The sequence below is a fragment of the Microbacterium sp. LWH13-1.2 genome (genome assembly GCF_038397735.1).
Taxonomy (GTDB): domain Bacteria; phylum Actinomycetota; class Actinomycetes; order Actinomycetales; family Microbacteriaceae; genus Microbacterium.
Genome location: NZ_CP151635.1, coordinates 1808208 through 1832801, shown reverse-complemented (window position 1 = coordinate 1832801; position 24594 = coordinate 1808208). Strand labels below are relative to the sequence as shown.

The 24594-nt window shown below is 66.4% G+C and carries 22 protein-coding genes; 13 read left to right on the top strand and 9 right to left on the bottom strand.

The genetic code is table 11. The annotated features are described in order from the left end of the window. The first annotated feature begins 3 nt into the window (after positions 1 to 3). From dnaE to MRBLWH13_RS08650, 5 genes are all read left to right on the top strand, one after another. The gene (gene dnaE, locus MRBLWH13_RS08670; protein WP_341958119.1) at positions 4 to 3522 is read left to right on the top strand and encodes a DNA polymerase III subunit alpha; all 3519 of its coding nucleotides are present in this window, start codon (positions 4 to 6) and stop codon (positions 3520 to 3522) included. A gap of 117 nt (positions 3523 to 3639) precedes the next feature. Then, complete coding sequence (locus MRBLWH13_RS08665; protein WP_341958117.1) at positions 3640 to 5043, top strand: hypothetical protein; 1404 nt, start codon at positions 3640 to 3642, stop codon at positions 5041 to 5043. Further along, on the top strand, positions 5043 to 6350 hold the full coding sequence (hisD, locus tag MRBLWH13_RS08660; protein ID WP_341958263.1) for a histidinol dehydrogenase: 1308 nt from the start codon (positions 5043 to 5045) through the stop codon (positions 6348 to 6350). Before MRBLWH13_RS08665 ends, hisD begins: the two co-directional genes overlap by 1 nt. A gap of 10 nt (positions 6351 to 6360) precedes the next feature. Continuing rightward, the gene (gene nrdR / locus MRBLWH13_RS08655) at positions 6361 to 6831 is read left to right on the top strand and encodes a transcriptional regulator NrdR (protein ID WP_341958115.1); all 471 of its coding nucleotides are present in this window, start codon (positions 6361 to 6363) and stop codon (positions 6829 to 6831) included. 10 nt (positions 6832 to 6841) lie between these two features. Next, positions 6842 to 7864 carry a quinone-dependent dihydroorotate dehydrogenase gene (locus MRBLWH13_RS08650; protein WP_341958113.1) on the top strand — a complete coding sequence of 341 codons (1023 nt, stop codon included), beginning with the start codon at positions 6842 to 6844 and terminating at the stop codon, positions 7862 to 7864. A 73-nt stretch (positions 7865 to 7937) separates the two neighbouring features. Here the strand turns inward: MRBLWH13_RS08650 and MRBLWH13_RS08645 are convergent, their stop codons facing one another. Next, entirely contained in the window at positions 7938 to 8525 is a 588-nt protein-coding gene (locus tag MRBLWH13_RS08645) for a DUF3043 domain-containing protein (RefSeq protein ID WP_311244377.1), read from the bottom strand. Positions 8526 to 8571: 46 nt separating this feature from the next. Between MRBLWH13_RS08645 and MRBLWH13_RS08640 the strand changes: the two genes are divergently transcribed. The 5 genes from MRBLWH13_RS08640 to MRBLWH13_RS08620 all read left to right on the top strand — a co-directional run bounded on the left by MRBLWH13_RS08640 (position 8572) and on the right by MRBLWH13_RS08620 (position 13604). Beyond that, positions 8572 to 9993 (top strand): dipeptidase, encoded by a 1422-nt coding sequence (locus MRBLWH13_RS08640; protein WP_341958110.1) that lies wholly within the window; start codon positions 8572 to 8574, stop codon positions 9991 to 9993. Positions 9994 to 10064: 71 nt separating this feature from the next. Continuing rightward, positions 10065 to 10430 carry an iron-sulfur cluster insertion protein ErpA gene (gene erpA / locus MRBLWH13_RS08635; protein WP_056307018.1) on the top strand — a complete coding sequence of 122 codons (366 nt, stop codon included), beginning with the start codon at positions 10065 to 10067 and terminating at the stop codon, positions 10428 to 10430. 96 nt (positions 10431 to 10526) lie between these two features. After that, a complete protein-coding gene (coxB, locus tag MRBLWH13_RS08630) occupies positions 10527 to 11429 on the top strand; it encodes a cytochrome c oxidase subunit II (RefSeq protein WP_056307020.1) in 903 nt (300 codons plus the stop codon). Positions 11430 to 11432: 3 nt separating this feature from the next. After that, complete coding sequence (gene ctaD / locus MRBLWH13_RS08625) at positions 11433 to 13166, top strand: cytochrome c oxidase subunit I (RefSeq protein WP_056516527.1); 1734 nt, start codon at positions 11433 to 11435, stop codon at positions 13164 to 13166. Between the two features lie 3 nt (positions 13167 to 13169). Continuing rightward, positions 13170 to 13604 (top strand): cytochrome c oxidase subunit 4, encoded by a 435-nt coding sequence (locus MRBLWH13_RS08620; RefSeq protein ID WP_341958106.1) that lies wholly within the window; start codon positions 13170 to 13172, stop codon positions 13602 to 13604. Between the two features lie 93 nt (positions 13605 to 13697). Here the strand turns inward: MRBLWH13_RS08620 and MRBLWH13_RS08615 are convergent, their stop codons facing one another. From MRBLWH13_RS08615 to MRBLWH13_RS08585, 7 genes are all read right to left on the bottom strand, one after another. After that, positions 13698 to 14117, bottom strand: coding sequence for a rhodanese-like domain-containing protein (locus tag MRBLWH13_RS08615; RefSeq protein ID WP_341958104.1), 420 nt, complete (start codon positions 14115 to 14117; stop codon positions 13698 to 13700). An 86-nt stretch (positions 14118 to 14203) separates the two neighbouring features. Continuing rightward, entirely contained in the window at positions 14204 to 14704 is a 501-nt protein-coding gene (locus MRBLWH13_RS08610) for a GNAT family N-acetyltransferase (protein ID WP_341958102.1), read from the bottom strand. Beyond that, positions 14701 to 15114, bottom strand: coding sequence for a Rid family hydrolase (locus MRBLWH13_RS08605; protein ID WP_341958100.1), 414 nt, complete (start codon positions 15112 to 15114; stop codon positions 14701 to 14703). Before MRBLWH13_RS08605 ends, MRBLWH13_RS08610 begins: the two co-directional genes overlap by 4 nt. A 95-nt stretch (positions 15115 to 15209) precedes the next feature. After that, complete coding sequence (locus tag MRBLWH13_RS08600; RefSeq protein ID WP_341958099.1) at positions 15210 to 17024, bottom strand: ubiquinol-cytochrome c reductase cytochrome b subunit; 1815 nt, start codon at positions 17022 to 17024, stop codon at positions 15210 to 15212. Next, positions 17021 to 18097, bottom strand: a complete 1077-nt coding sequence (locus MRBLWH13_RS08595; protein ID WP_341958097.1) for a Rieske 2Fe-2S domain-containing protein — start codon at positions 18095 to 18097, stop codon at positions 17021 to 17023. Before MRBLWH13_RS08595 ends, MRBLWH13_RS08600 begins: the two co-directional genes overlap by 4 nt. A gap of 36 nt (positions 18098 to 18133) precedes the next feature. Continuing rightward, the gene (locus MRBLWH13_RS08590) at positions 18134 to 18937 is read right to left on the bottom strand and encodes a cytochrome c (protein WP_056516548.1); all 804 of its coding nucleotides are present in this window, start codon (positions 18935 to 18937) and stop codon (positions 18134 to 18136) included. Between the two features lie 20 nt (positions 18938 to 18957). Beyond that, positions 18958 to 19515, bottom strand: coding sequence for a heme-copper oxidase subunit III (locus MRBLWH13_RS08585; protein WP_341958261.1), 558 nt, complete (start codon positions 19513 to 19515; stop codon positions 18958 to 18960). A 288-nt stretch (positions 19516 to 19803) separates the two neighbouring features. On the opposite strand from MRBLWH13_RS08585, the gene trpD reads away from it, so the two are divergent. Both trpD and MRBLWH13_RS08575 read left to right on the top strand, forming a co-directional pair. Then, positions 19804 to 20868 carry an anthranilate phosphoribosyltransferase gene (gene trpD / locus MRBLWH13_RS08580; RefSeq protein WP_341958095.1) on the top strand — a complete coding sequence of 355 codons (1065 nt, stop codon included), beginning with the start codon at positions 19804 to 19806 and terminating at the stop codon, positions 20866 to 20868. A 9-nt stretch (positions 20869 to 20877) separates the two neighbouring features. Beyond that, on the top strand, positions 20878 to 21864 hold the full coding sequence (locus MRBLWH13_RS08575) for a PHP domain-containing protein (protein ID WP_341958093.1): 987 nt from the start codon (positions 20878 to 20880) through the stop codon (positions 21862 to 21864). A gap of 1 nt (position 21865) precedes the next feature. Here MRBLWH13_RS08575 and MRBLWH13_RS08570 read toward each other — a convergent pair whose 3' ends face one another. Then, complete coding sequence (locus tag MRBLWH13_RS08570; RefSeq protein ID WP_341958091.1) at positions 21866 to 22801, bottom strand: 5'-3' exonuclease; 936 nt, start codon at positions 22799 to 22801, stop codon at positions 21866 to 21868. A gap of 204 nt (positions 22802 to 23005) precedes the next feature. Between MRBLWH13_RS08570 and rpsA the strand changes: the two genes are divergently transcribed. Beyond that, positions 23006 to 24460 carry a 30S ribosomal protein S1 gene (gene rpsA, locus MRBLWH13_RS08565; protein ID WP_053096692.1) on the top strand — a complete coding sequence of 485 codons (1455 nt, stop codon included), beginning with the start codon at positions 23006 to 23008 and terminating at the stop codon, positions 24458 to 24460. Positions 24461 to 24594 lie beyond the last annotated feature (134 nt).

The window sequence follows — 24594 nt, the reverse complement described above, 5'->3', positions numbered from 1 at the left end:
GGCATGGCATCCGACTCCTTCGTCCACCTGCACGTGCACAGCGAGTACTCGATGCTCGACGGGGCGGCGAAGATCGCAGCGATGACTCAGGCGGCTGCGGATTACGACATGCCAGCCATCGCGGTGACCGATCACGGCAACACCTTCGCGGCCTTCGAGTTCTACAAGGCGGCAAACGCCGCAGGCGTCAAGCCGATCATCGGACTCGAGGCCTACGTCACCCCCGGCACGCACCGCAGCGACAAGACACGCGTGCAGTGGGGCTCGCCCGATCAGAAGAGCGACGACGTCTCGGGTTCTGGTGCATACACCCACATGACGATGTGGAGCGAGAGCACGCAGGGGATGCACAACCTGTTCCGGCTCAGCTCGCTGTCGAGCATGGAGGGCTACTACTTCAAGCCCCGAATGGATCGGGAGCTCCTGCAGACCTACGGCAAGGGACTGATCGCCACGACCGGATGCCCGTCCGGCGAGATCCAGACCAGGCTGCGACTCGGCCAGTACGATGCGGCTCGCGCGGCGGCGGCGGAGTTCCAGGATCTGTTCGGCAAGGAGAACTACTTCGCCGAGATCATGGATCACGGCCTCTCCATCGAGCGCAGGGTCATGACCGACCTGATCCGCCTTGCCAAAGACCTCAGCATCCCGCTCGTCGGCACCAACGACTCGCACTACACGCACCAGCACGAGGCCGATGCGCACGCGGCGCTGCTGTGCGTGCAGTCCGGCTCGACGCTCGACGACCCGAACCGCTTCAAGTTCGACGGCGACGGCTACTACATCAAGACGGCCGCAGAGATGCGTCAGCTGTTCCGCGACCACCCCGAGGCATGCGACAACACGCTGCTCATCGCCGAACGCTGCGAGGTCGAGTTCAACACCGCGGCGAACTACATGCCGCGCTTCCCGGTGCCGGACGGCGAGACCGAGGACAGCTGGCTCATCAAGGAGGTCGAGGCGGGCCTCCATTACCGGTACCCGAGCGGCATCCCCGACAAGGTGCGCAAGCAGGCCGAATACGAGACCGGGATCATCCTGCAGATGGGTTTCCCGGGCTACTTCCTCGTCGTCGCCGACTTCATCAACTGGGCGAAGGACAACGGCATCCGCGTCGGTCCCGGCCGTGGTTCGGGTGCCGGATCCATGGTCGCGTACGCCATGAAGATCACTGACCTCGATCCCCTCGAGCACGGCCTGATCTTCGAGCGGTTCCTCAACCCCGACCGCGTCTCGATGCCTGACTTCGACGTGGACTTCGATGACCGTCGCCGCGGCGAGGTCATCGACTACGTGACCAAGAAGTACGGCTCCGAGCGCGTCGCGCAGATCGTCACCTACGGCACGATCAAGTCGAAGCAGGCGCTGAAGGACGCCGGGCGAGTGCTCGGTTTCCCCTTCAGCATGGGCGAGCGACTGACCAAGGCCATGCCGCCGCCAGTCATGGGCAAGGACATGCCGCTCGACGGCATGTTCGACTCCGCGCACCCCCGCTACAAGGAGGCGAGCGAGTTCCGTGCGCTGATCGAGACCGACCCCGAGGCGAAGACGGTGTTCGATCGGGCCCTCGGGCTCGAGGGACTGAAGCGCCAGTGGGGCGTCCACGCTGCCGGTGTGATCATGTCGTCCGAGCCGCTTCTCGACATCATCCCGATCATGCGTCGCGAGCAGGACGGCCAGATCGTCACGCAGTTCGACTATCCGTCATGCGAGTCTCTCGGCCTGATCAAGATGGACTTCCTGGGGTTGCGCAACCTCACGATCATCTCGGACGCGCTCGACAACATCCGCACCAACAGGGGAGAGGAGCTCGACCTTGAGCACCTCGCGCTCGACGACCGCGGAGCCTACGAACTGCTCGGCCGTGGAGAGTCGCTCGGCGTCTTCCAGCTCGACGGCGGGCCGATGCGCGCGCTCATGCGTCTCATGCGTCCCGACAACTTCGGCGACATCTCGGCTCTCATCGCGCTGTACCGTCCGGGGCCGATGGGTGCGAACTCGCACACGAACTACGCGCTGCGAAAGAACGGCCAGCAGCCCATCACGCCGATCCATCCGGAGTTCACCGAATCGCTCGCCGACATCCTCGACGAGTCCTACGGCCTGATCATCTATCAGGAGCAGGTCATGGCCATCGCCCAGCGCGTGGCCGGATTCTCTCTCGGCCAGGCCGACATCCTCCGCCGAGCGATGGGCAAGAAGAAGAAGTCCGAGCTGGACAAGCAGTTCGAGGGCTTCCAGGCCGGTATGCACGCGAACGGCTACTCGGATGGCGCGGTCAACGCCATCTGGGAGATCCTGCTCCCGTTCTCCGACTACGCCTTCAACAAGGCCCACTCCGCCGCCTACGGCGTCGTGTCGTACTGGACCGCCTACCTCAAGGCCCACTACCCCGCCGAGTACATGGCCGCACTGCTCACCAGCGTCGGCGACTCGAAAGACAAGATGGCGCTGTATCTGAACGAGTGCCGCCGGATGGGCATCAAGGTGCTTCCGCCGGACGTCTCCGAATCCATCAATTACTTCGCCGCCGTCGGCGACGACATCCGTTTCGGGCTCGGTGCCGTGCGCAACGTCGGCAGCAACGTCGTGGAAGGCATCGTGAAGGCGCGGAAGGACGAGCGCTTCACCTCGTTCCATCACTTCCTCGACAAGGTGCCGCTGCACGTCTCGAACAAGCGCACCGTGGAGTCGCTGATCAAGGCCGGCGCCTTCGACTCGATGGGCGACTCCCGCCGGGCGCTGCTGGAGATCCACGAGGATGCCGTAGAGGCCGCCGTGGATCGCAAGCGGAACGAAGCGCAGGGCGCGATCGGCTTCGACTTCGACAGTCTGTACGAGGGCACGGACGAGGTGGCGCCGGCCAAGGTTCCGGCGCGTCCCGAGTGGATCAAGAAGGACAAGCTCGCCTTCGAGCGCGAGATGCTCGGCCTGTACGTCTCCGACCATCCGCTCGCCGGGCTCGAGGTGCCTCTCGCGAAGCATGCGTCGATCTCGATCCACAACCTCATCAACTCGGAGGAGATGCAGGACGGCGAGCAGGTCACCGTCGCCGGTCTCGTGACGAGTGTTCAGCATCGTGTCGCGAAGGCCAGCGGAAACCCGTACGGCATGATCACGGTCGAGGACTTCAACGGCGAGGTGACGGTCATGTTCATGGGCAAGACCTACACCGAGTTCCAGCACATCCTGCAGCAGGACTCGATCCTGGCTGTCCGCGGACGCGTCTCGAAGCGCGACGACGGGCTCAATCTCCACGCGCAGTCGGCGTTCGCCCCCGATGTCGGCTCGTTCGATGCGGCAGGACCGCTCTCACTCGTGCTGGCGGAGCAACGAGCGACCGAGAGGGTCATGAACGACCTCGCCGATGTCCTACGCCGACACAACGGAGACACTGAGGTGGTTCTGCGCGTGCACCGTGGCGGCACGGCGAAAGTGTTCGACGTGCCGATGCCCGTGAAGGTCTCCGCCGACCTGTTCGGCGATCTCAAATCACTCCTCGGACCGAGCTGCCTCGGCTGAGCCGAGCCTATACACGAGTCGCCCGATGACGTCCTCCCGGATGCACCGGGTAGTATCAGGACGCGTTCGGATGCAGGGCGTCAGAGGCTCTGCACCGTGGCGAAAGGACCACCCCCCATGAGCACGGAATCCCCCTTCCTGAACAGTGACGCCTCGGACGCAGAGGGTGCAGCCGCAGCCTCCGAGGCCACGGTCGACGAGGTCTTCTCCGACGACGACGGTGTCCTCTACGACGACGAGGTGACGCCGGAGTTCGGCATCCTCGGGTTCACCCTGCGTGAGCTCCTCATCGTCGGTGTCTGGCTCGTCGCATTCATCTCGTCGTTCTTCCCGCATGCGGTCGACGCATCGATCTGGGGCACCGGCATCCAGTGGATCCTTCCGATCGGTGTGCCCACGGTCGCGGTCTTCCTGCTCATCCTGCGCCGCTTCTCACCCGACGGCATCCGCCGGGTCGGCTCCCTCGGGATCGATCAGTTCGCCTCTGTCGCCTTCTCTGTCGCTGCCGTCTTCTGGATCGGTGCGCTGTGGAGCGCGGTCGCCTTCGCCATCGAGTTCGGCGTCTTCGCTCTCTCCTGGAGTGGCATCGTCCAGCTCGTCGCATCGCTCGCGCTCGTCGTCCTCACCGTGTTCGCGCCGCTGGTACCCGGGCTCAGGGAAGACTTCCACGGCCGCCTCGTCACGCTCGCTCACCGCAACGCGAACCCGGTGCGCCCCGTCATCCCGCGTCCGCGCCCTGAGCCGACGCCCGCGGTGGAGGCGACTTCTGTGAGTGCCTCGCGAGGCGCCGAAGAGTCCTCGCCGGGTGCACCCCTCGCCAGCGCGGGCCATGCGACCGCGACCGTGCCCGAAGCGACAGCCCAGGACGCGGCACCCCAGGACGTGACAGCCCAGTACGCGCCCGACACGACCGAGCACTACGCGCCTGACACGACCGCGCAGTATGTGCCGGACGAGGCCGTCCGCAGCGCCGAGCAGGTGCCGCACACCACGCAGGCATTCCCCGCCGACGGACTCGACGTCGAGCTCTCCGGGCAGCAGGCGACCGACGAGGTCGCCAGGCTCGATCTGGCCCAGCAGGTGCCGCTCGCCGCGCACGCATCCGGCGGGGGGACGGGCACCGAGCAGGCCACGGCCGATGAGGAATACGCCCCGGCATACTCCCGCAGCAGCCGGGGCCAGGAGCCCGAGATCGTGTCCGACACCGGAAGCATCGAATCGCTTCTGGGTGCGACGGCTCAGGACGTCTCGTCTCCCGAGACGACTGCGTTCCCCGCCGTGGACGACCACACAGACGCCCGCGCGAACGACGCATACGACGCTGCCCCTGCCGCACAGCCGTTCTGGGTGCTCGCTCCGACCGAGCGCGACGTGCACGACGAGCGGGGGGAAGCGATCTTCCAGATCGGCCCCCACGCCTGGGCTCTCGTCATCGAGGACCGTGGCGGTGCCTACGTCGTGCGGCACGACGACGGTCGCATCGGCTACCTGCACGACATCGCAGACATCACGAAGGGCTGATCTTGCGCACGATCGATCTGCGGGGGCGCGAGCTCTCGCCGGCAGACATGCTCGCGGCCGTGCCGCGAGCCACCCAGGCACGCGCAGAGGCACTCGATACGGCGGCGCGGATCGTCGAGGACGTGCGAGCGCGAGGCGAAGAGGCGCTCCGCGAGCAGGCCGACAGATTCGACCGCGTCTCCGGACACGAAGTCCGAGTGCCGGCCCAGCACATCGCCGATGCCCTCGAGATCCTGGCGCCGGAGGTCCGCGCCGCGCTCGAGGAGGCGATCCGTCGAGTGCGCATCGCCTCGGCGGCCCAGGTCCCCGCGCCTCAGGTCACCGAGATCGGTGCCGGCGCCACCATCACCCAGCGCTGGCAGCCGGTCCACCGTGCGGGCGTCTACATCCCCGGAGGCAAGGCGGTCTATCCGTCGAGCGTCATCATGAACGTCGTCCCGGCGCAGGTGGCAGGTGTCGAGCAGATCGCGCTCGCATCCCCTCCACAGGACGACCAGGACGGACGCATCCACCCGACGATCCTCGCAGCGGCCGGTCTCCTCGGCATCACCGAGGTCTACGCGATGGGCGGGGCAGGAGCCATCGGAGCATTCGCGCACGGCGTCGCCGGCATAGGTCTCGATCCTGTCGACGTGCTCTCGGGGCCGGGGAACAACTACGTCGCCTCAGCGAAGAGGGCCGTGGCCGGCGTCGTGGGCACGGATTCCGAGGCCGGTGCCACCGAGATCCTCGTGGTCGCGGACTCGGCAGCGGACCCGCGTCTGATCGCCGCCGACCTCGTGAGCCAGGCAGAGCACGACGAGCAGGCCTCGGCGGTGCTCGTCACGGACTCGGAGGACCTCGCAGAACGCGTGGCGTCCGAGGTCGCCCGGCAGGCCGCGTCGACCCGCCACGCCACCCGCGTTGCAGCCGCGCTCGACGGCCCGCAGTCGGCGATCGTCCTCGTCGACGATCGTGCGATGGCCACGGCGTTCAGCAACGCGTACGCGCCGGAGCACCTCGAGCTGCATCTCGACGATGCCGAGACCGCGGCTGACACTTTCACCAGCGCCGGTGCCGTCTTCGTCGGCGACCACACCCCGGTGAGCCTCGGCGACTACATGGCGGGCAGCAACCATGTTCTGCCCACCGGGGGACAGGCGCGCTATGCGCCCGGGCTCGGCGCCTACACGTTCCTCCGCCCGCAGCAGGTGATCTCGTACGATCGCGCTGCCCTCGCCGAAGTCCGTGCCGGAGTCGTCGCACTCGCCAACACCGAGGTGCTTCCCGCGCACGGTGAGGCGATCGAGGCTCGTTTCACGGCGTAGGATCGGTCAGATGCACTGCCCCTTCTGCCGTCACTCGGACTCTCGGGTCATCGATTCCCGCACCAGCGACGACGGTCTGTCGATCCGCAGACGACGGCAGTGCCCCGAGTGCGGCGGCCGGTTCACGACGACCGAGACGGCGAGCCTCAACGTCATCAAGCGGTCAGGCGTCATGGAGCCGTTCAGCCGCGAGAAGGTCATATCCGGTGTGCGCAAAGCCTGCCAGGGTCGACCCGTGACCGAAGCCGACCTGGCCATCCTCGCCCAGCGGGTGGAGGAGGCCGTGCGGCAGACCGGTGTGTCTCAGCTCGACACGAACGAGATCGGGCTGGCGATCCTCGGTCCGCTCCGCGATCTCGACGAGGTCGCGTACCTGCGGTTCGCGAGCGTCTATCAGGCGTTCGATTCACTGGAGGACTTCGAGAGCGCGATCACCGATCTCCGTGCCGACCACGCGAAGCCGGAGCCCGCCGACCGGTAATCTGGCAGGGATGTATCCGCTGCTCTTCCGCGCTGTCCTGTCGCGCTTCGACCCCGAGTTCGCCCACCACGCCGGGATGGCGGTGATCCGTGTACTCGGCGTGCCCCCGTTCTCCTGGGCGACGCGCGCGCTCACGAAGCCCGACCCGTCGCTGCGTGTCGAGGCACTCGGGCTGACCTTCTCATCCCCGTTCGGTATCGCTGCGGGCTTCGACAAGAACGCGATCGGTGTGCGCGGGCTCGCGGCTCTCGGATTCGGGCACGTGGAGGTCGGCACCGTGACGGCGATCCCGCAGGAGGGCAACCCCAAGCCTCGGCTCTTCCGGCTCGTCGCCGACCGGGCCGTCATCAACCGGATGGGCTTCAACAACGAGGGTGCGGATGCGGCCGCGAGACGACTCGCGAAGTTGCGCAGAGGGGCCCCGGACACGGTGATCGGTGTCAACATCGGCAAGAGCCGGGTCGTCGACGTCGAGGATGCGACGGCCGACTACGTCGCATCCGCGACCAGGCTCGCTCCGCTTGCCGACTACCTGGCGGTCAACGTGTCGTCGCCCAACACACCCGGCCTTCGGGGCCTGCAGGCCGTCGAGACCCTGGCACCGCTGTTGAGGGCCGTGCGCGCGGCATCGGGATCCACGCCGCTGCTCGTCAAGATCGCGCCTGACCTCCCGGACGACGAGATCACGGCGATCGCGAAGCTCGCCGTCGACGAGGGGCTCGCGGGGATCATCGCGCACAACACGACGATCAGCCGGGACGGCCTCACCACTGACGCTGCGACCGTCGAGGCGGCGGGCGCCGGTGGTCTCTCCGGTGCGCCGCTCAAGGAGCGTTCGCTGCAGGTACTCCGACTCGTCCGTACTGCGGTCCCCGCGGACTTCTGCGTGATCGCCGTCGGGGGAGTGGAGACCCCCGCAGACGTGCAGGAGCGACTCGCTGCAGGCGCGACCCTCGTGCAGGGATACACGGCCTTCCTGTACCGCGGCCCGTTCTGGGGACGCGAGCTCAACAGGGGGCTCGTGCGCCGCTGAGGCCACCCGGAACGCAGAAGAGGCGTCTCGTGCTCGTGAGAGCAGGAGACGCCTCTTGCGTACGTCGCGTGTGTCAGGCGGGGTAGTCGCCGCGCTTGACCTGGGCCTTCGGCAGGCGCATGAAGCGCATCTGCAGCGACCGCATGGCGGCGTACCAGCCGAGGCCGCGCTCCATGCGCTCCTGGCCGAACTTCGCTGCGACCTTGCGCTTGACGCGGAAGCCCAGGAGCACCATGCCGCCGATCGCGAGGATCAGGTAGGCCATCATGACCAGGTACGCCCAGCCGGCGATGGCGAATCCACCGATCGCGAGATTGGCAGGGAGCAGCGAGATGAGGATCACGAGAACCATCACGCCCATCACGAACTCCGCGGGGTGCCATCCGGCGTCCACGTAGTCGCGAACCCAGCGGCGCTGCGGGCCCTTGTCGCGTGCAGGGAGGAACTTCTCCTCGCCGGCTGCGAGACCTGCCTGCGCACGGTTGCGTCGCTCGTTGAGCTCGGCACGTGCCGCGGCCTTGGCCTCCTTGGTGTTCGCGACGAGAGGGCGACGGCGCGCGGCCTCCTGCTCGGCCCGGGTCGGCGTCGCGCGTCCCTTGCCCGAGCCTGGCGTCTCGGAGGCGTCGTCGTTCGTCGGAGGGGAGACAGGGGAAGTGGCCACGAGGTTCCTCGGTTCGGTGAAGGTCGATCACCTTAAGATTACTCGCATGACATCTCCTGCCCAGCCCGGTGACCAGAATCTGTCCAGCGACCGCGAGCCCGCCGTCCTCGAAGCGGCAGCGACCGGCTTCCCGGCGGCGCTGAGCGACCTCGGTCGGCTCGTGCGGATCCCCGGGATGGCCTGGCCCGCCTTCGACCAGACGCAGCTCGAGCGCAGCGCTGAGGCCGTGGCCGCTCTCGCGACCGACACCGGAGTCTTCGACGAGGTCCGCATCCTCCGTGCCGCGATCCCCGGCACCGACGAGCACGGGCAGCCGGCAGTGCTCGCCACGCGTGCCGCGCGCAACGGCAAGCCCACCATCCTGCTCTACGCGCACCACGACGTGCAGCCTCCCGGCGATGACGCGCTGTGGCAGACGCCGCCGTTCGAGCCGACCGTTCGCGACGGACGCCTCTACGGCCGCGGAGCAGCCGACGACAAGGCGGGAATCATGGCGCACATCGCCTCGATCCGCGCCGTGGCCGAGGTGATCGGCGACGACCTCGAACTGGGGATCGCGATGTTCATCGAGGGTGAAGAGGAGTACGGGTCGCGCTCGTTCGCGCAGTTCCTCTCGGACAACAAGGAGGCGCTGCGCGCTGACGCGATCGTGGTCGCCGACTCCGGCAACTGGGACTCGGTCACTCCGGGGCTGACGGTGTCTCTGCGCGGGAACGCGCGATTCACGGTGCGGGTGCGCACCCTCGACCACGCATCCCACTCGGGGATGTTCGGCGGAGCGGTGCCCGACGCCATGATGGCGACGGTCAAGATGCTCTCGACCCTGTGGAACGACGACGGTTCGGTCGCAGTGGAGGGGATGACGGAGCGGGAGGCTCCCACGCCCGAGTACGGCGAGGACACCCTCCGCGATGAGGCGGGGCTCCTGCCGGGCACCTCCCCGATCGGGGGCGGCACGATCCTCAGCCGGATCTGGAACAAGCCGGCCGTCACCGTCATCGGCATCGACGCGACGAGTGTCGAGGCGGCATCCAACACGCTCCTGCCCGAGGTCACGGTCGTCGTGAGCGCCCGTGTCGCCCCCGGCCAGTCCGGTGAGGAGGCATACGCCGCCCTCGAGGCGCACCTCCGCGCCCACGCGCCTTTCGGCGCCGAGCTGACGTTCTCCGACGTCGATCTGGGCAACGGGTTCCTGGTGGACACGAGCGGATGGGCCGTCGCGCTCACGCGCGACGCGATGCGCGACGGCTACGGAGTCGCGCCGATCGACCTCGGTGTCGGCGGATCCATCCCCTTCATCGCCGACCTCGTCCGGGAGTTCCCCGACGCGCAGATCCTGGTCACCGGCGTCGAGGACCCGCACTCCAGGGCGCACAGCCCCAACGAATCCCTGCACCTCGACACCTTCCGCCACGCGGTCGCCACCGAGGCGCTTCTCCTCTCCCGCATGAACGACATCATCATCTGAGCCCGTTCCGCCAACCGGAGGGTAAAATCGAGACACCAGCCGTGCGAGCGCGGCCCGTCACAAGGAGCGACATGAGCGACACCACACTGACTGCAGCAGAGACCACCCAGGCGCACGGCGTGAAGCTGACCGACGCCGCGGCCACGAAGGTCAAGAACCTCCTCGAGCAGGAGGGCCGCGACGACCTGCGCCTGCGCGTCGCCGTCCAGCCTGGCGGATGCTCTGGCCTGATCTACCAGCTGTACTTCGACGAGCGTTATCTCGAGGGCGACGAGACCGTCGACTTCGACGGTGTCGAGGTCATCATCGACAACATGAGCGTCCCGTATCTCGACGGTGCATCGATCGACTTCAAGGACACGATCTCGGAGCAGGGCTTCACGATCGACAACCCCAACGCCGCGGGCAGCTGCGCCTGTGGAGACAGCTTCCACTGATCCGAACCCCTCCGCCAACCTGCGTGGTTGGCATGAATCAGGTGTGAGGTTGCCCTAGACTTGGGTGTGCCCTGTCCGCAATCTGAAAGGTGCATCGTGCCCTCGAAACGCCGCCTTCGTTGGGCCGCTCTTCCCCTGGGAGTAGTGGCAGCCGTGGCCCTGGCGGGATGTACTGCCACTGAGCTGAACGGTTACCTGCCTGGCTTCGTGGAGGGTGAGCCTGCGGCCACCAACCAGACCGAGCGCGTGTCCTCGCTCTGGGTGAACTCCTGGATCGTCCTGCTCGCCGTCGGCGTGATCACCTGGGGCCTGATGGCCTGGGCCGCGATCGCGTACCGTCGCCGCAAGGGACAGACCGGCCTGCCGGTGCAGATGCGCTACAACATGCCGATCGAGATCTTCTACACGATCGTGCCGCTCATCCTGGTGCTGGGAATGTTCTTCTTCACCGCTCGCGACCAGAGCGCGATCGAGGCGAAGTGGGATGACCCCGACGTCGAGATCACCGCGATCGCCAAGCAGTGGGCGTGGGACTTCCAGTACGACGGCGAAGAAGAGGACAACTCCGACGCCGTCTGGACCATGGGCATCCAGGCTCAGCCCGATGCCGCCGGCAACATCGACCAGGCGCAGCTTCCGACCCTGGTGCTGCCGGTGGACCAGAAGGTCACCATCAACCTGCAGTCGCGCGATGTCATCCACTCGTTCTGGATCATCGACTTCCTGTACAAGAAGGACATGTACATCGGGAAGGACAATTCCTGGTCCTTCATCCCGACGCGCGTCGGCGAGTACGCCGGCAAGTGCGCCGAGCTGTGTGGTGAGTACCACTCGATGATGCTGTTCAACGTCAAGGTCGTCGAGCAGGACGAGTACGACGCCTACCTCCAGTCGCTCGAGGAGGAAGGCAACACCGGCGACATCACGGATGCGTACGACCGTCTGTCGAACTTCCCGGGCACCACCGCAACGACCGACTCCGAGGAAGGAGAGGAGTAAGCCATGTCGACAACTGAAGCCCCCCGCACCGACGAGGCCCCCCGCTCCCGACCCACCACTCTGCCCGCACGCCAGGCCGCTCTCATGAGCTCCTCGCGCGTCGAGCAGAAGGGGAACATCGTCGTCAAGTGGATCACCTCCACCGACCACAAGACGATCGGGTACATGTACCTCATCGCCTCGGTGCTGTTCTTCCTCCTCGGTGGCGTGATGGCCCTCGTCATCCGTGCAGAGCTGTTCGCTCCCGGGATGCAGATCATCCCGACGAAGGAGCAGTACAACCAGCTCTTCACGATGCACGGCACGATCATGCTGCTGATGTTCGCGACGCCGCTCTTCGCGGGCTTCGCGAACGCGATCCTGCCGCTGCAGCTCGGAGCCCCTGACGTCGCGTTCCCGCGTCTCAACGCCTTCGCGTTCTGGCTCTTCCTCTTCGGCTCCACGATCGCCGTGGCCGGCTTCCTCACCCCTCAGGGTGCGGCATCGTTCGGATGGTTCGCCTATCAGCCGCTCGCGAGCGCCTCGTTCTCGCCGGGTGCAGGCGGAAACCTCTGGATGGTCGGTCTCGGCATCTCGGGCTTCGGAACCATTCTCGGAGCGGTGAACTTCATCACCACTGTGATCACGATGCGTGCTCCCGGTATGACGATGTGGCGTATGCCGATCTTCTCGTGGAACACGCTCATCACGAGCCTCCTGATCCTGATGGCCTTCCCGGTGCTCGCAGCTGCGATCTTCGCCGCGGCAGCAGACCGAATCCTCGGCGCGCACATCTACGACCCGGCCAACGGCGGCGTCCTGCTCTGGCAGCACCTGTTCTGGTTCTTCGGTCACCCCGAGGTCTACATCATCGCCCTGCCGTTCTTCGGCATCGTGTCGGAGATCTTCCCGGTGTTCAGCCGCAAGCCGATCTTCGGATACAAGACCCTGGTCTATGCGACGATCGCCATCGCGGCGCTCTCGGTCGCGGTGTGGGCTCACCACATGTACGTGACGGGATCCGTGCTGCTGCCGTTCTTCGCCCTGATGACCATGCTCATCGCGGTGCCGACCGGTGTGAAGATCTTCAACTGGATCGGAACACTCTGGCGAGGATCCGTGACGTTCGAGACGCCGATGGTGTTCGCACTCGGCTTCCTCGTGTCGTTCGTCTTCGGTGGTCTGACCGGCGTCATCCTCGCGGCTCCGCCGCTGGACTTCGCTCTGTCCGACTCCTACTTCGTGGTCGCTCACTTCCACTACGTGGTCTTCGGTACGGTGGTGTTCGCGATGTTCGCGGGCTTCTACTTCTGGTGGCCGAAGTGGACCGGACGCATGCTCAACGAGCGTCTCGGCTACGTGCACTTCTGGATGCTGTTCATCGGCTTCCACATGACGTTCCTCATCCAGCACTGGCTGGGTGTCGACGGCATGGTTCGTCGCTACGCCGACTACTCGGCCGCAGACGGCTGGACCTGGCAGAACCAGGTGTCGACGATCGGCGCGATCATCCTCGGTGCATCGATGCTGCCGTTCTTCCTGAACGTCTGGATCACGGCACGCAAGGCGCCCAAGGTCACGGTCAACGACCCGTGGGGCTACGGCGCATCGCTCGAATGGGCGACCTCGTGCCCGCCGCCGCGTCACAACTTCACGTCGATCCCGCGCATCCGCAGCGAGCGTCCTGCATTCGACCTGAACCACCCCGAGGCGGCGGAGTTCACGCCTGCCGCTCCCGGCGAGCGAGAGGGCCACTGAGCCATGCGCGACAACGTCATTCTCTGGTGGATCCTGACCGCGTTCTTCGCACTGGTCGGCGTCGTCTACACCGGCTGGCACATCCTGGCGACTCCCTCGGAGAACTTCGCCGAGCGGATCGAATGGGTCGGTACCGTGGCGCTGTTCTTCGCAGCCTTCATGGGCGCGCTGATCGCGTTCTACCTCGATCGCACGCACAAGGCGCAGAACGGTGAGCTGCCCGAGGACATCCTGACGAGCGACATCGACGACGGTGACCCCGAGCTGGGTGAGTTCAGCCCCTGGTCCTGGTGGCCGATCGTGCTGGCTGGATCTGCTGCGGTGTTCGTCGTCGGACTCGCGGTCGGTCACTTCCTGCTCCCGATCGGCCTCGCGATCTTCGTGGTCGCGATCGTCGGCTGGGTCTACGAGTACTACCGCGGCAATTTCGCCCGCTGAGATTCTCGACGAAGGCCCCTGGGATCCGTCCCAGGGGCCTTCGTCGTCGTATCCCCGCACCGCCGGGCCTCAGGCCGCGATGGCCGGCGATGTCTAGGCCGTCGTGCGCACCCGTGCCACGCCGGTGAGCGGATCGACCGGGCGGTGGTGCACGCCGTCCGCGTCCTCCACCGGGTAGCCCTCGCGAACCCAGTACTCGAAGCCGCCGATCATCTCGCGCACGTCATACCCGAGAGCGGCGAACTCCCGGGCGCCCTTCGCGCCGGCGTTGCACCCAGGGCTCCAGCAGTAGATGACGACCGCGGCATCGGCGGGAACCTCGACCGGAGCGCGGGTCGCGATCTCGCTGTAGTGCATGTGGACGGCGCCGGAGACGCGCCCCTGCGCCCATGCCTCGTCGGAGCGTACATCGATGACGACGATCTCCTCTCCGGCCTTAAGAGCGGCATGGACGTCGCTGGCGTCGGTCTCGTAGGCGAGCTTGGCGGCGAAGTAGTCTGCACGATCGATCATGGTCCCAGCGTAGGGACACGTTCCCTTGTGCGCCCTCGTCTTCCGGACGCGGGCGCACGGGATTCCGCCAAAATCGAAGTGAGTGGTCAGAGCTCCACGGTCATCTGCACGCGCCGTCCGTATCGGTCGAGCGAGAGCGTGGCCTCGGTGTCCACGAGACCACGCTGGAACTGTGTCTCCGGGATGCTCTCGAGGAATCCGCACGAGGCGTAGAACGGGGCATTCCACGGGACCTCTGCATAGGTCCGCAGTGACATCCGGGTGTAGCCGCGTTCGCGGGCTTCGTCCAGAGCGGCGACGACGAGGCGGCGTCCGTAGCCCTGTCGACCGGAGGAGGGGAGGACGGACAGCTGCTCGAGGTGGGCGTGGCCGTCGGCGTCGAGCACATGGACGAAGCCGACGGGGGAGTCCGCGGGGTCTTCGACGACGAGGACGAAGCCGGGCGTTCCGAGTCGCTCCGCGCCGTCGCCGGCCGGCGGCCATTCCGGTGCCCCCAGGGTGTCGATCAGGAGCGCGTCGGCGTGCGCCTCGATGGCGTGCAGGACTTCGGCATCCGCGGAGACGGCCGCACGGATCGTGCCGCTCATCGTGGCCTCTCCGCAACCGCCGCGACCGCTTCTATCTCGACCAGCTGGTGATCGTAGCCGAGCACCGTGACGCCCAGAAGGGTGCTCGGCGCGTCATGGTCGCCGAAGGCAGCATGTACGACGTCCCAGGCGGCGATCAGGTCCTGCTGGGACGACGAGGCAACCAGGACGCGTGTGCTGATGACGTCGGTGAGAGTCGCGCCGCTGGCGCGTAATGCTTCGCGCAGTGTCTCCATACAGCGGGCAGCTTGCGCGGCGTAGTCGCCCGGTGCGGTGGTGCTGCCGTCGTCTTCGAGCGGGCACGCGCCGGCGAGGAAGATCAACCGGGATCCGGATGGTGCTGTGGCCGCGTAGGCGTAGGGCGCAGCGGCGAGGTCGGCGGAACGGATGAGTTGGACTGCTGAGCTCATGTCACGATCCTTCCACGCCCAGGTGGGAGGCTCCCGGACACGACGAAGGCCCTGTCCGAAACGGACAGGGCCTTCGTCATGGGGGAGCGGCGGTCTTACTCGCCGTCCTCCGACTTCTTCTTGCGAGGCTTCTTCACCGGCTCGGTCGAAATGACCGTGCTGGGAGTGTTCGACGTCTCGTCGATGTGTGTCTCGCTGACGGTGAGAGGCGCGTCAGGGAATCCTGCACGCTCATGAGCGCCCTGGATCTCGGCCGCCTCGGTCTCGTCGTTGTGAGCCTCGACGTGGTGCTGGTGAGCATCCGCGGCCTCGACCTCGGCCTGCGTGAGCGGGGCCAGGCGATCCTCGAAGAACCAGCGCGAGACGGAGGACCGCAGGTTCTCGGTCCACGAGATGCGTCCCTTCGCGTTCGGGCGGACGACCAGCGGCTCATAGCCGTCGACGTCGATGAGCTTCCAGCGGTCGTACTTGTCGACCGGCTGGTGCACCTCGATGAACTCGCCACCGGGAAGGCGGACGATGCGGCCAGACTCGAATCCGTGCAGGACGATCTCGCGATCCTTCTTCTGCAGAGCGAGTGCGATGCGCTTCGTCACGAAGTACCCGAGTACCGGTCCGACGAAGAGCAATGCCTGGAGTGCGTGGATCACACCCTCCATCGTCAGCATGAAGTGCGTCGCGATGAGGTCCGAGGAGGCCGCAGCCCACAGCACCGCGTAGAAGATGACGCCGGCAACGCCGATGGCGGTGCGGGTCGCCGCGTTGCGCGGACGCTGAGCGATGTGGTGCTCGCGCTTGTCTCCGGTGACCCACGCCTCGATGAAGGGGTAGATCGCGACGAGCACGATGAACAGCCCGAGGACGACCAGTGGCAGCAGGATTCCGAACGACCAGGTGTGGTCGAGGAACACGACGTCGAGGTTCGACGGCGCAAGACGGAGCGCACCGTCGGCGAATCCGATGTACCAGTCAGGCTGGGTACCGGCGGAGACGGGGGACGGGTCGTAGGGGCCGTAGTTCCAGATCGGGTTGATCTGGAAGAACGTCGCGATCAGCACGATGGTGCCGAAGACGATGAACAGGTAGCCGCCCATCTTCGACATGTAGACCGGCATCATCGGGTAGCCCACCACGTTGTCGTTCGTGCGGCCGGGGCCGGCGAACTGCGTGTGCTTGTTGACGATCATCAGCATCAGGTGCACCACGATGAGCGCGATGACCAGCATCGGCAGCAGCAGGATGTGCAGCGTGTAAAGGCGGCCCACGATCGCCGTACCGGGGAACTCGCCACCGAAGAGCAGGAACGATGTCCACGTGCCGATGAGGGGGATACCCTTCACCATTCCGTCGATGATGCGGAGGCCGTTGCCCGACAGGAGGTCGTCAGGCAGCGAGTAGCCGGTGAAGCCCTCGGCCATCGCGAGGATGAACAGCACGAAGCCGATCACCCAGTTGAGCTCGCGCGGCTTGCGGAACGCGCCGGTGAAGAAGACGCGCAGCATGTGGACGCCGATGCCGGCGACGAAGACCAGGGCGGCCCAGTGGTGGATCTGGCGGACCAGGAGACCACCGCGGAGGTCGAACGAGATGTTCAGCGACGACTCGAGCGCCGCCGACATCGCGATGCCGCGCATCGGGGCGTATGCACCGGTGTAGTGGGTCTCGACCATCGACGCCTCGAAGAAGAACGTCAGGAAGGTCCCGGAGAGGAACACGACCACGAAGCTCCACAGCGCGATCTCACCGAGCATGAACGACCAGTGGTCGGGGAAGATCTTGCGACCGAGCTCCTTGACGAAGCCGGAGATGCTGGTGCGCTCATCGATGTAGTTCGACGCGGCGCCGACGAATCGGCCGCCGAGGGGCGCCTTGTTGTCCTTGTCCTCTTTGGACAGCGTTGCGGTGCTCAATGGCGCTCCCAGAAGCTCGGGCCGACGGGCTCGGTGAAGTCACTGCGTGCGACGAGATAGCCCTCGTCGTCGACGGTGATGGGCAGCTGCGGCAGCGGGCGTGCGGCCGGGCCGAAGATGACCTTGGCGTGGTCCGTGACGTCGAACTGCGACTGGTGGCAGGGGCACAGCAGGTGGTGCGTCTGCTGCTCGTACAGAGCCACAGGGCAGCCGACGTGGGTGCAGACCTTGGAGTACGCGACGATGCCGTCGTACGACCAGTCCTTGCGGTCCTCCGCCTCGACGAGCTGCTCGGGGCGCAGGCGCATCATCAGCACGATGGCCTTGGCCTTCTCCTCGAGGTAGCCGTCGTGATGGCTGAGCTCGGCGAGGTCCTCGGGGATCACGTGGAACGCGGAACCGAGGGTGACGTCAGCCGCGCGGATGGGGGTGCCGTCGGGGTCGCGCACGAGACGCTGACCCTTCTCCCACATCGTGTGCTTCAGCAGCACGACCGGATCGCCCGCTGTGGGGTCGTCAGGGGTGCTGTGCGGAGCGAGGCCACGGAACAGAGTCACACCGGGGATGATCGACGCCACGATCGCCGCGAACAGCGAGTTGCGGATCATGGTGCGGCGGCCGAAGCCGGACTCCTCGTTGGCGGTCTCGAACGCCTCGATGACCGCTTCGCGCGTCGACTCCTTGCCACGGGTGGGGTGGCGGTACTCGATGTGCTCCTTGTCGCTCATGAGCGCCTTGGACCAGTGGATCGCCCCGATGCCGATCGAGAGCAGCGCGAGAGCGATGCCCAGACCGATGAAGAGGTTGTTCTGACGGATGTCGATGAGCGCGCCGCTCTCGATGGGGAAGAGCATGTAGGCGGCGACCGCCCAGATGCTTCCTGCCAGTGAGAGATAGAACAGGGTGTAGACCGTGCGCTCCGCAGCCTTCTCAGCGCGCGGGTCCTTGTCGGTCATCCGCTCGCGGTGCGGCGGCAGCCCAGGGTTCTGCACGGGATCGCTGACTGCGACACCCAGCCCCGGAGAGGGCTGGTAGGCCCTGTCAAGAGCCTGCGAGTCGTCGTCGTGTGCCATGGTGCTCCTCGTACGTTCCTCTTCGATGAATAAGCGTCAGTTGGACTTCGCCGTGATCCACACGGTGATGGCGACGAGCGCGCCGATGCCGAAGATCCAGACGAACAGGCCCTCGGAGACGGGACCCAGCGAACCGAGGGAGAATCCGCCGATCTGCACGGACTGCTGCTGGTAGAGCAGAGCCGAGATGATGTCGCGCTTGTCTTCATCCGACAGGTTCATGTCGCCGAAGACGGGCATGTTCTGGGGGCCGGTGACCATGGCGGCGTACATGTGCAGCGCGCTGGTCTCGGTCAGAGCGGGGGCGTACTTGCCCTCGGTGAGTGCGCCACCTGCTGCGGCCACGTTGTGGCACATGGCGCAGTTGACGCGGAACAGCTCGGCGCCGTTCGCGACGTCGCCGCCTCCGTCGAGGATGTGCTCCTCGGGGAAGGTCGGACCGGGCGCGGACTCCTGGACGAACGACGAGATCGCCAGGATCTGGTCCTCCGTGAACTGCGGCGTCTTCTGCGGAGCCTGTGGTCCCTGCATCTGCAGAGGCATGCGTCCGGTGGACAGCTGGAACTCGGTCGCGAGCTCACCCACACCGTAGAGGCTGGGCCCGTTCGGGGTGCCCTGCAGGTCGAGGCCGTGGCAGGTGGCGCAGTTCGCCGTGAACAGCTTCTCTCCGTCTTCGACGGTGAGGGTGCTCTCAGCGGTGGTCTGGGTGTCGGTCGCAGCGAAGGCTGCGGATGTTCCGGCGTACACGGCGCCGGTGATCATGAGGCCTGCTCCGATGAGTGCCACCGCAGCCAGGGGACTGCGACGGCCGTTCGAACGGCGCTTCTTCTCTCGTGCCATCTCGGGGATCAGCTCCGCTCTTATTTCAGGAAGTAGATAACGACGAACAGCACGATCCAGACGACGTCGACGAAGTGCCAGTAGTAGGACACCACGATCGAGGAGGTCGCCTCTTTGTGCCGGAAATTCTTGACGGCGTACGCACGCCCGATGACGAGCAGGAACGCGATGAGACCGCCGGTGACGTGCAGGGCGTGGAAGCCGGTCGTCAGGTAGAACGCGGATGCATAGGAGTCTGCGCTGATCGGCATGCCCTCAGCGACGAGCTGTGCGTACTCCCAGACCTGTCCGGACACGAAGATCGCGCCGAGTGCGAAGGTGAGGAAGAACCACTCGACCATGCCCCACCCGAAGAGGCGACGACGGCCGGCGAGGTTCTTCTGCCCCTTGGCGATGCGGTACGGCTGCAGGTCCTCTGCCGCGAACACGCCCATCTGGCACGTGAAGGAGGAGAACACCAGGATCGCCGTGTTGACGAACGCGAACGGAACGTTCAGCAGTTCGGTTCGGTCGGCCCAGAGCTCCGGTGAGGTGCTGCGGAGAGTGAAGTAGATCGCGAAGAGTCCCGCGAAGAACATCACCTCGCTGCCGAGCCACACAATGGTGCCGACAGCTACCGGGTTGGGGCGCTTGATCGTTCTTGCCGCCGGGGCATACGTCGCTGAGGTCGTCACCCTTCCATTATGGCCGATCCTCGGGCGTGATTCTCGCACCGAGGGACCCCGATTCGCTGTCATGCGACTTAGGTGACCCTAAGAAAACACTGCGAATCCTCGGTGAATCCGCGGGAAACAGGGGGTGCCGTGGGGGGAGGTGCCCGCGCGGAAGAGCCTGCACGTTTTCCCGACGCCGATAGGATCGCACACATGGCTGATTCCCTGACCTGGTCCGACGTGCTCACCACTCTTCTGGAGCGCCGGGACCTCAGCGTCTGGGAGTCCACGTGGGCCATGCGTCAGATCATGCGCGGCGATGTGACCGAGGCGCAGCTGGCGGGCTTCCTCATCGCTCTGCGAGCGAAGGGGGAGACGATCGACGAGATCGTCGGATTCCGTGACGCGATCCTCGAGGCGGCGGTTCCGCTTCCCGTGTCGCCGAACGTGCTCGACATCGTCGGCACCGGCGGCGATCGGGTGGGCACGGTCAATGTCTCGACGACCGCCGCGGTCATCATCGGCGCCACCGGGGTTCCCGTCGTGAAGCATGGCAATCGGGCTGCGAGTTCTGCCTCCGGATCGTCGGATGTGCTGAGCGCGCTGGGACTCGAGCTCACGCTCGACCCCGCAGCGGTGTCGTCGATCCTCGATCGCACGGGCATCACCTTCGCGTGGGCCGGCGCCTTCCACCCCGGCTTCAAGCACGCGGGCGCTGTTCGCGCAGAGCTCGGGGTGCCGACCGTGTTCAACATGCTGGGCCCGCTGTGCAACCCCGCCCGAGCCGAGGCCAACGCCGTCGGCGTGGCGCAGCTCGAGCGTGTCCCGCTCATCACCGGAGTGTTCCGCACCCGCGGCGCGACAGCGCTGGTGTTCCGCGGTGATGACGGCCTGGACGAGCTCACGACGACGGGTCACAGCCGCATCTGGGAAGTGACCCGCGGTGACATCCACGAGCATGACCTCGATCCGCGTGACCTCGGCATCCCTGTCGCCGATCTCGCCGACCTGATCGGCGGCACCCCCGACCACAATGCGGCAGTGCTCCGTCGCACTCTCGACGGTCAGAAGGGCGCTGTTCGCGACATCGTGCTGTTGAACGCCGCGGCTGGGATCGTCGCGTTCGAGCTGTCGCAGGATGCCACGCAGGTGCAGCGTCCGATCCTGGAGCGACTGCGCGAGGGATACGAGCGCTCGGCCGCCGCGGTGGACGACGGCCGAGCGGCCGCGAAGCTCGACGAGTGGATCAGCGTGAGCCGAGAGCTCGCCTCCGCGTAGGGAAGAGACATGGATCCCGTCGCCGCCCTGCTCGAGATCGCTTCTCTGCTGGAGCGCGAACGCGCCTCGCGCTACCGGGCGAAGGCGTTCCGCCAGGCGGCGGCGGCTCTGCAGCAGCTGCCCGAGGACGTCCGTGAGGATCCCACTCGGTTGCGTGCCGCCAGAGGTATAGGGGAGTCGACCTTCGGTGTCATCCGGCAGGCGCAGGCCGGGGAGGTTCCTGAGTATCTCGTCGAGCTTCGCGGAGATGTCGAGCCGGAGAAGGTCTCGCAGCTGCGGGGCAGGCTCCGTGGAGATCTGCACGCCCACACGGACTGGTCCGACGGCACCACGCCCATTCCCGTCATGGCGGCGGCGGCGAGGGCGCTGGGGCACGAGTATCAGGCGATCACCGATCATTCCCCGCGTCTGCGGGTGGCCCGCGGACTCTCCGCCGAGAGGCTGCGCGAGCAGATCCCGCTGGTACGGGCGGAATCAGGGGACGGCTTCACGCTGCTTGCGGGTATCGAGGTCGACATCCTCGAGGACGGCTCCCTCGATCAGGAGGACTCGCTGCTCGGCGATCTCGACATCGTCGTGGCATCCGTCCATTCGAAACTGCGCATGGAGGCGAGGCCCATGACGGCGCGGATGATCGCTGCCGTGTCGGATTCGCGAGTGAACGTGCTCGGTCATTGCACGGGACGCCTCGTGCAGGGGGAGAGGGGCACGCGGCCCGAGTCCCAGTTCGATGCCCGCGCCGTCTTCGCGGCCTGCGCCGAGAACGGCGTCGCGGTCGAGATCAATTCGCGGCCGGAGCGTCAGGACCCGCCTGACGAGCTGATCGCGATCGCCCTCGACGCAGGATGCCTCTTCTCGATCGACTCGGACGCGCACGCGCCGGGCCAGCTCTCGTTGCTCGACCACGGCGCGGAGCGCGCGGAACGGGCGGGAGTACCTGCATCCCGCATCATCACGACTTGGGGTCTCGATCGTCTGCTCGCCTGGGCGAACTGACTCAGCCCTCGACTGTCGCCACGGCCGCGATGGCGCGGGCCATCGACGATCCGAGGTTCCACTTCTCCGCGAGCGCCGTCGCGGCATCCGCCTCGGCCGGGTCGAGCGGCCGCAGCGCCTCGGTCGGCGCCACGATGTCGAGATCGGGTGCCACGGCGACGACCGTCGGCGCGACGTCGAGGTAGTCGGACGCGGCGAGGATCTTCGCTCGAACTCCGGCGCTCATCCCTTCACCGGCTTCTGCTGCCGCGCGGATCCCGACGAGATCGCCGTGCGACTGCAGCAGGGTCGCGGCGGTCTTCTCGCCGACCCCTGCGACGCCGGGCAGCCCGTCGGACGCGTCGCCGCGCATCGTGGCGAAGTCGGCATACTGACCGGGGAGCACGCCGTACTTGGCCACGACCACGGCATCCGTCACGATCTCGAGATTGCTCATGCCGCGTGCCGTATAGACGACGCGCACGTCTCTCGCGTCATCGACGAGCTGGAACAGGTCGCGGTCGCCCGTGACGATGTCGACGGGCATCGTCGAGTGCGTGGCGAGGGTGCCGATGACGTCGTCCGCCTCGTGTTCGGCGACACCGATGATCGGGATGCCGAGCAGGCCGAGCGTCTGACGGATCAGCGGGATCTGCGCCTCGAGCGGATCCGGGACCTCTTCGACGTCGGGGCCCGCCGCGACCACCTCGACGACTCGGTGCGACTTGTAGCTCGGGATCAGGTCGACGCGCCACTGCGGCCTCCAGTCGTCATCCCAGCAGGCGACCACGTGCGTCGGCTCGTAGAGGGTGATGAGCTTCGCGATGATGTCGAGCAGGCCGCGTGCCGCGTTGATCGGGGAGCCGTCCGGCGCCGTCACCTTGTCGGGAACGCCGTAGAAGGCGCGGAAGTAGAGGCTGGCGGTGTCGAGCAGGAGAAGCTTGTCGGCGCGGGGCATGCCGACAGTCTGTCAGCGTGCGAGCCGCGCGTGGTATCGCATCCTTCACGCAGCCCTGAGATCTGATAGCCTTGATTGTCACTCGTGGCGTGCCTATGCATGCCCAGGTGGCAGAAACCAAATCAATCGCTGCAGAGCTCGTGATCGGCCGTGCGCGGCCGGAGCCTTCAGCCCGAGTCTCCATTCACAAGGACAACCCACTACATGACTACCGCAACGACCGCCCCGGCCACCAAGCAGGTCGCCATCAACGACATCGGATCTGCTGAGGACTTCCTGGCCGCGGTCGAGAAGACCCTGAAGTTCTTCAACGACGGCGACATCATCGAAGGCACGATCGTCAAGATCGACCGCGATGAGGTCCTCCTCGATGTCGGATACAAGACCGAGGGTGTCATCCCCTCGCGCGAGCTCTCGATCAAGCACGACGTCGACCCCAACGAGGTCGTCAAGGTCGGCGACGAGGTCGAGGCCCTGGTTCTCCAGAAGGAGGACAAGGAAGGCCGTCTGATCCTCTCCAAGAAGCGTGCTCAGTACGAGCGTGCCTGGGGAGACGTCGAGAAGATCAAGGAGAACGACGGAGTCGTCACCGGTACGGTCATCGAGGTCGTCAAGGGTGGGCTCATCGTCGACATCGGCCTCCGCGGCTTCCTCCCGGCTTCGCTCATCGAGCTGCGCCGCGTCCGCGATCTCACGCCGTACCTCGGCCAGGAGATCGAGGCCAAGATCCTCGAGCTCGACAAGAACCGCAACAACGTCGTGCTCAGCCGCCGCGCGCTGCTCGAGCAGACGCAGTCGGAGTCGCGCACCACGTTCCTGAACAACCTGCACAAGGGTCAGGTCCGCAAGGGTGTCGTGTCGTCGATCGTCAACTTCGGTGCGTTCGTCGACCTGGGCGGCGTGGACGGCCTCGTGCACGTCTCCGAGCTGTCCTGGAAGCACATCGAGCACGCCTCCGAGGTCGTCGAGGTGGGCCAGGAGGTCACCGTCGAGATCCTCGAGGTCGACCTCGACCGCGAGCGCGTCTCCCTGTCGCTGAAGGCGACGCAGGAGGACCCGTGGCAGGTCTTCGCCCGCACCCACGCGATCGGTCAGGTCACGCCGGGTAAGGTCACCAAGCTCGTTCCGTTCGGTGCGTTCGTTCGCGTCGCAGACGGCATCGAGGGCCTCGTCCACATCTCCGAGCTCTCCAGCAAGCACGTCGAGCTGGCCGAGCAGGTCGTGTCGGTCGGCGAAGAGGTCTTCGTCAAGGTCATCGACATCGACCTCGAGCGTCGCCGCATCTCGCTCTCGCTGAAGCAGGCGAACGAGGCCGTCGACGTCAACGGCACCGAGTTCGACCCGGCGCTCTACGGCATGCTCGCCGAGTACGACGAGGCCGGCGAGTACAAGTACCCGGAGGGCTTCGACCCCGAGACCGGTGCATGGAAGGAAGGCTTCGACACCCAGCGCGAGGCATGGGAGCAGGAGTACGCTGCAGCTCAGGCTCGCTGGGAGGCCCACAAGGCTCAGGTTGCCAAGGCAGCCGAGGCCGAGGCGGCCGCTGGCGACGACTTCGGCGGCCAGGTCTTCTCGAGCGAGGCCGCAGGCGCGGGCACGCTCGCTGACGACGAGGCTCTCGCGGCTCTCCGCGAGAAGCTCTCGGGCGGCAACGCTTAAGCATCACACTCTGGAACGGGTCGTCATCCTTCGGGGTGGCGGCCCGTTCCGCGTATCCACCCGCATCCGTGAGTCGTGCGGGGTTACGTGACCGAACATTACGTCCGTATTCGTCACACTCCGGCAGGTTGGAC

Coding starts and splice junctions, on each gene's coding strand:
- erpA (WP_056307018.1), top strand. CDS start 10,065: ATGAGCGACACCACACTGACTGCAGCAGAGACCACCCAGGCGCACGGC.
- MRBLWH13_RS08570 (WP_341958091.1), bottom strand. CDS start 22,801: ATGCCCCGCGCCGACAAGCTTCTCCTGCTCGACACCGCCAGCCTCTAC.
- MRBLWH13_RS08575 (WP_341958093.1), top strand. CDS start 20,878: ATGGATCCCGTCGCCGCCCTGCTCGAGATCGCTTCTCTGCTGGAGCGC.
- MRBLWH13_RS08590 (WP_056516548.1), bottom strand. CDS start 18,937: ATGGCACGAGAGAAGAAGCGCCGTTCGAACGGCCGTCGCAGTCCCCTG.
- MRBLWH13_RS08615 (WP_341958104.1), bottom strand. CDS start 14,117: ATGATCGATCGTGCAGACTACTTCGCCGCCAAGCTCGCCTACGAGACC.
- MRBLWH13_RS08665 (WP_341958117.1), top strand. CDS start 3,640: ATGAGCACGGAATCCCCCTTCCTGAACAGTGACGCCTCGGACGCAGAG.
- MRBLWH13_RS08605 (WP_341958100.1), bottom strand. CDS start 15,114: ATGAGCTCAGCAGTCCAACTCATCCGTTCCGCCGACCTCGCCGCTGCG.
- MRBLWH13_RS08640 (WP_341958110.1), top strand. CDS start 8,572: ATGACATCTCCTGCCCAGCCCGGTGACCAGAATCTGTCCAGCGACCGC.
- rpsA (WP_053096692.1), top strand. CDS start 23,006: ATGACTACCGCAACGACCGCCCCGGCCACCAAGCAGGTCGCCATCAAC.
- MRBLWH13_RS08610 (WP_341958102.1), bottom strand. CDS start 14,704: ATGAGCGGCACGATCCGTGCGGCCGTCTCCGCGGATGCCGAAGTCCTG.
- nrdR (WP_341958115.1), top strand. CDS start 6,361: ATGCACTGCCCCTTCTGCCGTCACTCGGACTCTCGGGTCATCGATTCC.
- MRBLWH13_RS08585 (WP_341958261.1), bottom strand. CDS start 19,515: ATGTTCTTCGCGGGACTCTTCGCGATCTACTTCACTCTCCGCAGCACC.
- ctaD (WP_056516527.1), top strand. CDS start 11,433: ATGTCGACAACTGAAGCCCCCCGCACCGACGAGGCCCCCCGCTCCCGA.
- MRBLWH13_RS08620 (WP_341958106.1), top strand. CDS start 13,170: ATGCGCGACAACGTCATTCTCTGGTGGATCCTGACCGCGTTCTTCGCA.
- MRBLWH13_RS08595 (WP_341958097.1), bottom strand. CDS start 18,097: ATGGCACACGACGACGACTCGCAGGCTCTTGACAGGGCCTACCAGCCC.
- dnaE (WP_341958119.1), top strand. CDS start 4: ATGGCATCCGACTCCTTCGTCCACCTGCACGTGCACAGCGAGTACTCG.
- MRBLWH13_RS08650 (WP_341958113.1), top strand. CDS start 6,842: ATGTATCCGCTGCTCTTCCGCGCTGTCCTGTCGCGCTTCGACCCCGAG.
- trpD (WP_341958095.1), top strand. CDS start 19,804: ATGGCTGATTCCCTGACCTGGTCCGACGTGCTCACCACTCTTCTGGAG.